3 protein-coding genes are annotated in these 3,059 nt (G+C 38.2%); all 3 read left to right on the top strand.

Annotated elements, in window-relative coordinates:
* Window positions 1–465 precede the first annotated feature (465 nt).
* From ATH1_RS0117340 to ATH1_RS0117330, 3 genes are read left to right on the top strand one after another with little or no spacing between them, the layout of a single operon-like run.
* Window positions 466–1,170 (top strand): DUF488 domain-containing protein, encoded by a 705-nt coding sequence (locus ATH1_RS0117340; protein ID WP_245531828.1) that lies wholly within the window; start codon window positions 466–468, stop codon window positions 1,168–1,170.
* Window positions 1,170–1,988, top strand: coding sequence for a hypothetical protein (locus ATH1_RS0117335; protein WP_010424720.1), 819 nt, complete (start codon window positions 1,170–1,172; stop codon window positions 1,986–1,988). The genes ATH1_RS0117340 and ATH1_RS0117335 overlap by 1 nt, the downstream gene beginning before the upstream one ends.
* Before the next feature lie 2 nt (window positions 1,989–1,990).
* Window positions 1,991–2,260 (top strand): hypothetical protein, encoded by a 270-nt coding sequence (locus tag ATH1_RS0117330; RefSeq protein ID WP_010424719.1) that lies wholly within the window; start codon window positions 1,991–1,993, stop codon window positions 2,258–2,260.
* Window positions 2,261–3,059 lie beyond the last annotated feature (799 nt).

The following is a 3,059-nucleotide window of genomic DNA, read 5'->3' as shown; positions in this document are numbered from 1 at the left end:
AACGCTTTTTTTGGCCGTTTTTCAGACCTTGGCTAGGCCGTTTTTTGGGTGGGTATGCTCCGTTTTATCCACTATGAACTTGTTGCTGCGCTTCCTCCGCTTGCAGAACAACAAGCCATTGTTTCCAAAGTTAAACAACTGATGGCATGATGCGATGAACTGGAAAAGAAAATAGAAAAGCGGGATGCTTATCGGGAAAAAATGATGCAGGCAGTGGTAAAGCAGGCGTTTAAAACGGAGAAAGAAAAGATGGGCTAAAGCCATAAAATATTGTAACTTTGCAATATGTACTACCGCAGAAAAATATTATTGTCATTATTGCAGGTTTTTGATAATCAATTGGATAAAATAAGCCTGCAAAAATTATTGTTTTTATTGACAAGAGCTCAGGAGAAAAAAACTTTCCATTTTGTACCCTACAAATTCGGCTGTTTTTCGTTCCAGGCCAATGCCGATTTAAACACTATGGCAAAATATAAATTGGTAGAGCCATCCATGAAATATTGGAGAAAGATTGATAAAAAAGATTATTTTGAAGAACTTAATAATAAAGATAAAGCCGCTCTACGCAACCTTAAAAATCAATACGGTACATTAAATAAGGATGAATTAATTGCGCTTACTTACCGCCAATATCCGTTTTTTGCCATTAACAGTACAATTGCAGAAAGCATTTTAACGGTCGAGGAAATTGAGAAAATAAAAAGTCAAAAGCCGGTTAAAAACACAACGGTTTTGTTTACAATCGGCTATGAAGGAATATCGCTGGAACAATACATAAACAAGTTAATTGTTAACGACATTAAAGTTTTATGTGATGTGCGAAAGAATCCTTTTAGCATGAAATACGGTTTTAGCAAAAAACCGTTGAAGACGGCCTGTGAAGGCGTTGGCATTGCTTATGTCCATATTCCAGAGGTTGGCATTGAATCGGATAAAAGAAAGGAATTAAATTTTCAAGCGGATTACGACAAACTGTTTAAAATATACAAGTCAGATATCCTTTCGAAAGAAACAGTAAAACAAGAAGAAATCCTGTCGTTACTAAAAAGTAAAAAACGTATTGCCCTTACTTGTTTTGAAGCAAACATACATCAATGCCATCGAAAGCATTTGGCAGAATCAATTTCCAGTTTGAAGGGGTTTTCCTATGAATTAAAACATATTTGATGGCAAAAACCAAAGTTCTCATAACCGTTAAAACATATCCTGCAATCTCAAAGAAATATGAGGAATTGGTTTGTACCGCAGGATTTTTAGAAGACGGGTCATGGATTCGTATTTATCCCATTCAGTTCAGAAAGAAAGCATATAACGAGCAATATTCCAAATATGACTGGATAGAAGTAGATTTGGTAAAAAACACCCGTGACTTTCGACCTGAAAGTTATCGTCCTGTTGCTCATGAAACACCAATTGTGAAATTTGGAAAAATTCCACCGGATGGTGATACATGGGAAGAACGCCGAAAAATAGTGTTGAAAAACGTTTACCACAATATCACAGACCTTATTGCCGAAGCAAAAAATAAGGATATTCGCACATCTTTGGCTGTTTTTAAGCCAAAAGAAGTATTAGACTTTGTTTATGAGGAAGAAAAAGAGCGAGAATGGCCTGCAGATAAATTAGCACAATTTCAACAACTGAATATCTTTGAAAAAGACAGAAATAATAATTTTCAGGTTGTCAAAAAATTGCCTTATAAATTCAGCTATCGGTTTAAGGACGAAGCCGGAACAGAAAGCAAACTAATGATTGAAGATTGGGAAACCGGACAGCTTTATTGGAATAGTCTGAGACGATATGATGGCAATGAAAAGAAAGCTTGTGAAGACGTAAGAAAGAAATACTTTGATGACTTTGCCAAAACAAAAGATTTACATTTCTTTTTAGGGACAACGCAAGTGCATCATTACAGAGCCAAAAATCCTTTTGTGATTATTGGTACTTTTTATCCTAAACCAATAACCCAATATAAATTATTTTGAAAATGCAAACGCTCACTATTCCTTCGCTGCAAGGCATCCCGATATTATTATCGGGAGCAAAACCCACAATGCCAACGCCACACCCAAATTTTGCCAAAGAGCTTTTCAGCCCGTCCCGCTCCAACGCCGAACAGAGAGACAGTGCAGCAATAATAAACAGAATAGATAATGAACTGAAAAACGGCCAGCTTGTAACAAATGGTCAAACTGCATGCGGGGTGATGAATAGACTTGGAACTTTCGAACTTTTCATTAACTTTGGTAACGGTTGATAATGAAGTGCTTCGAAAACCCGCACGATAGTTTACCATAGAACGTTATTGCGACACGAAGTCGCTCTATATAATTGTTTTACAGAGACTTACACCTCTGATAAAAACCTATTGTTCTTCCAATAGTATCCTACCGGGACAACGGATGTATGGCTTGCCCTGTTAAATATAATTTTCACAGGGTGAACCATTATTGGTTGAAGCTCCCGGGTAAAGTGTACCAATCGTCAGGATTTCGTATCCTATAGGCGTGGCAGGAAACCGCGAGGCGGAGTGTCATCGGGGTCTTAGACCGATTAAGGGCATGGATGCGTGAGCATGGCTAAAACATTTGAACATTCCGAAACTGTCGTAAAGGCGTAAGAGCGAAAACCAAGACTGACACGCTCCCTGCCAAAACGGTAAGCTGACAGGTTATGAGCGTTTAACGCAGCTCATATGAAGATGCTGTTCAGCCGACAGACAGGATGGGCCCAGTGTCGTGTCATGTATAAAATGACGTATAAGTTGAAACTGATTTTTGCTTTTTTCAAGATGAGAAAAAGCGAGCATAGTCATAGCTACGTGAACTTTTTATCATGAAGAAAAAACGAAAATCAGTGATGCTTGGTACGTCATTTTATGCATGATACGACACTCGACTCACATTAGCTGTTATTAGAGCGGAACGCGGAAGCCCGGCGCTCTCTCCCACCTGTTTCGGGTAAACAAACGGGATAAAACCATAACCGTAAGGCATTGGGAAACGAGCTTGCGAGTTCATGAACACCTTAATTGTTAATTATTTATGTTCGTGAAT

The sequence above is a fragment of the Anaerophaga thermohalophila DSM 12881 genome (assembly GCF_000191885.1).
GTDB classification, from domain to species: domain Bacteria; phylum Bacteroidota; class Bacteroidia; order Bacteroidales; family Marinilabiliaceae; genus Anaerophaga; species Anaerophaga thermohalophila.
Note: the sequence above shows the minus strand (reverse complement) of the source record. Positions and strands in the feature narration are given on the sequence as shown.

What these genes read in the sequence shown, in the direction of transcription:
- ATH1_RS0117335 (WP_010424720.1), top strand. Translation starts at nt 1,170, where the DNA reads ATGGCAAAAACCAAAGTTCTCATAACCGTTAAAACATATCCTGCAATC.
- ATH1_RS0117340 (WP_245531828.1), top strand. Translation starts at nt 466, where the DNA reads ATGGCAAAATATAAATTGGTAGAGCCATCCATGAAATATTGGAGAAAG.
- ATH1_RS0117330 (WP_010424719.1), top strand. Translation starts at nt 1,991, where the DNA reads ATGCAAACGCTCACTATTCCTTCGCTGCAAGGCATCCCGATATTATTA.